This window comes from uncultured Fretibacterium sp. (genome assembly GCF_963544685.1).
GTDB lineage: Bacteria > Synergistota > Synergistia > Synergistales > Aminobacteriaceae > CAJPSE01.
On the sequence record NZ_CAUUGJ010000179.1, the window covers coordinates 1 to 3,131 of the forward strand.

The 3,131-nt window shown below is 64.7% G+C and carries 4 protein-coding genes; all 4 read left to right on the plus strand.

Annotated features, from left to right (window positions below):
• Positions 1–482 precede the first annotated feature (482 nt).
• The gene (gene mce / locus ABLA28_RS11140) at positions 483–884 is read left to right on the plus strand and encodes a methylmalonyl-CoA epimerase (RefSeq protein WP_299299050.1); all 402 of its coding nucleotides are present in this window, start codon (positions 483–485) and stop codon (positions 882–884) included.
• 2 nt (positions 885–886) lie between these two features.
• Positions 887–1,789 (plus strand): lysophospholipid acyltransferase family protein, encoded by a 903-nt coding sequence (locus ABLA28_RS11145; RefSeq protein WP_347713725.1) that lies wholly within the window; start codon positions 887–889, stop codon positions 1,787–1,789.
• Positions 1,786–2,259 carry an endonuclease gene (locus ABLA28_RS11150; protein ID WP_347713726.1) on the plus strand — a complete coding sequence of 158 codons (474 nt, stop codon included), beginning with the start codon at positions 1,786–1,788 and terminating at the stop codon, positions 2,257–2,259. Before ABLA28_RS11145 ends, ABLA28_RS11150 begins: the two co-directional genes overlap by 4 nt.
• Before the next feature lie 71 nt (positions 2,260–2,330).
• Complete coding sequence (locus ABLA28_RS11155; RefSeq protein ID WP_299299046.1) at positions 2,331–2,822, plus strand: chemotaxis protein CheX; 492 nt, start codon at positions 2,331–2,333, stop codon at positions 2,820–2,822.
• The last annotated feature ends 309 nt before the right edge of the window (positions 2,823–3,131 follow it).

The following is a 3,131-nucleotide window of genomic DNA, read 5'->3' on the forward strand; positions in this document are numbered from 1 at the left end:
AAACATCTATAGGCAAAAATCTTCAGCGCTTCCCTAAAAATTAACATGGGGGCTTTGATGAAGAAACTAAGCGACCAACACAACTCGCGTACGCTCGTTGGTTGTCTGCTTACGCCCCCAAGCCCCCACGCCGCTATCCTGATAGCGGCGGCCCCGGCAAGTTTCTTACTCGAAACAGGCAAGCTGGGGTACCACAGGGGGGCTTCATGGATTAAATCAGCGTTTCCTTTATTGTAACACGTGCGTCGGGTTCTTCGTGCCGGGCCCCTTGCCGCCGGGCCCGACCCGCATCCGCCCCTCCGCCTTCGAATGAGGCGGCCCGCGCCGGGGCCGCGGCTGAGATATAATACCTGCGGGCGAGATCATTCGGCATCGTTCCCCGCGTCCGGGTGCATCCTGGGCGGCGGGGGTAGGCGGTGTCGGCGGTAGATATCACGAAGATATACATATAATTATCGGAGCTGCGGAAGGAAGGTAACGCGATGAAGCCGACGGTGGTCGATCATATAGGGATAGCCGTGAACAGCATTCGGGATTCCCTTGCATTCTGGGAGGGGACGCTCGGGATCCGCTGCACCGGGGTGGAGGAGGTCGCGGAGCAGAAGGTCAGGACGGCCTTCCTGCCCCTGAAGGATACGGAGGTCGAGCTCCTGGAGCCCACGGCGGAGGACAGTCCGGTCGCGAAGTTCATCGCCAAGAAGGGCGAGGGAATCCACCATCTGGCCATCCGCGTGGAGGACCTGGAGGCCGCGCTGGCCGAGCTCAGGGAAAAGGGAGTGCGCCTGATCGACGAGAAGCCCCGCAGGGGCGCGGGCGGGGCCCTGATCGCCTTCGTCCACCCCGCCGCGACGGGGGGCATTCTCTTGGAGCTGTCCCAGCGCTGAACGTGGCGGAGGAAAAGGGGACCGGTTCCGGCCGATACGCGGTCGCCCTGCTGGTCGGGCTCGTCAGGAGGCTGCCGCAGAGGCTGGCCGTGGCTTTGGGCGGCCTGTTGGGGCGCCTGCTCTGGGCGCTCAGCTGGCGGAAGGTCGATCGGGGCGAGGCGCGCTGCGTCGCGGCGCTGGGGGTGGGGATCACCGTCGCGCGCGGCATCGTGCGGAGGTCCTTCGTCAACCTGGGGCGCTCGGCCGTCGAGTTCGTCCGGCTGGATCGGATGATGCCCGGGCTGCGGGAGACGGTGACGGTCGAGGGACGCGAGAACCTCGACCGCGCTCTGGCCCGTGGGCGGGGGGCTCTGCTCATGGCCGCCCATATCGGCAACTGGGAGCTCGCCGGGGCGCGCCTGGTCCTGGAGGGATATTCCGTCGTGCCGCTCTACACGCCCCAGCGCAACCGGGGGGGGCTCAACGACCTGATTCAGCATCAGCGCACGGCCGTTGCCGGGATGAAGATGGTGCCAAGCGAGGGGGCCGGCCTGCGCGAGGCCTTCCGAACCTTGAGGCGGGGGGGGATCGTGGGGTTCCTTCAGGACCTGGACGCCCGGAGCGAGGGGATTCCCGTCCCCTTTTTGGGCCTGCCCGCCAGCGCGGCCGACGGGATCGTGAAGCTGCACCGCAGGTTCGGCTCCCCGGTCGTCCCCGTCCTGTACTTTCGCCGTCCCGACGTGGTCTCCCATACCGTCGTCATTCAGGATATCCTGAGCGACGCGCTCGACGCGGACGGCAATCCTTTCGGGGCGGATATGGTAAAGTCCCTTCAAATGTGTCATAATGTTTTGGAGGGTTGGGTTCGGGCTTATCCGGATCAATGGCTGTGGCTTTTGGATCGGTGGGAATCCACGTTGGGGTGACGGTAGGGCTGGATCCCGGAAGGGACAAGGTGGGATGGGCCTTCGTGGGTGAGGGCCGGGAGCTCCTCATGTCGGGGATTTTCCCTGCGGAGGAGCGGGCGTTTTTCTGGCTGGCCCTCAGGGCCCTGGCCGGGGATGCGGACGCCTTGGCCCCCTGGACGCTGGAGGCCCTCTCGCCGAGGGGAGGAGCGTCATCCATCGCGGCCTTCGTCGTCGGAGACGGAACGTGCGGCGGCGAGCTCGCCGCGAGCCTGAAGGAGCAGGATTTCGGCTGCCCCATCCTTCGTGCGGACGAAAGGGGAACGACCCTGGAGGCCCGGACCCTTTATTGGCGTCTGCACGGCCCGTCCTGGTGGCAAAGGCTTTTGCCCCGGACCCTGTGGGTCCCGCCCCGTCCTCTTGACGACCTTGCGGCATGGGCCATCGCCATGCGGGGAATGGCCGGGCCGTGCGAACAACGTGACCGATAAAAATTTTGATAAACGCGCCGGGTTCTTTGCTGGAGAGGGCGTGGTAACCTGGAAGGGAGTCGTTCAGCGATATGGCCGGTATGGATAAGCTTGCCGTTCTCGTCAACAGCTTTGGTTCGTCCGTGATCTCCGTGGGGCGGGAGGTTGGGTTGGACATCTCTTTGAACAAGGCCCAGGTCTCCCCGGGGGTCAAGGTGGCCAATATATGCGCGGCCTCGCTGATCGGGATCGTGGGGAACGGGACGCACGGAACGGCCGTCATCATGCTTGATGAAGTCGGGTTCAAGGCCGTCGTCTCGGCGATGTCGGGCGGCATGATCGCGGCCAACCTGAACGACCCCGTCTCCATGAGCGTGATCGGAGAGCTTTCCAATATGGTCAGCGGCCGTTCCCTGATCCAGGCCGCCCTTGCGGATGTGGACGTGACGCCTCCCCAGCTGATCGTCGGGGACAACATCCAGAACGTCCCGACCCAATCCGCGGGGGTGAAGTGCTTTACGCTTCCCTTTTCCCTGCAGCCGGCGGGCGTGCTCTATCTGGTGCTATCCTTCAACGCCGCCTGATGCGGGCCGCTCCGAGGGAAGGGACCGCCGGGGGCCATCCCCGGATTCCGGCCCGAGGCAAAAAGTAAAAAGTGTGGGGCGGCGCGGCTCGGTGGGCCCCGCCGCTTTTTCGTTGTCAATAAAAGCGCTGGCTTGATCGGCGCTTTCTTGATGTCCGGACGGAGGATGTGGTGAGAGTGCGGAAACTTTTGTGCGTGCTGCTGGCTCTGTGTCTGTCCCCATCCCTTGCGGCCGAGGCGGGGGTCGTGCTGGTCCTCTCCGGAGGCGGAACCCGCGGGTTTGCCCATATCGGCGTGATCGAGGTCCTGG

Bases quoted from the DNA above. Each gene is read 5' to 3' on its own strand.
- mce (WP_299299050.1), top strand. From the start codon at position 483: ATGAAGCCGACGGTGGTCGATCATATAGGGATAGCCGTGAACAGCATT.
- ABLA28_RS11155 (WP_299299046.1), top strand. From the start codon at position 2,331: ATGGCCGGTATGGATAAGCTTGCCGTTCTCGTCAACAGCTTTGGTTCG.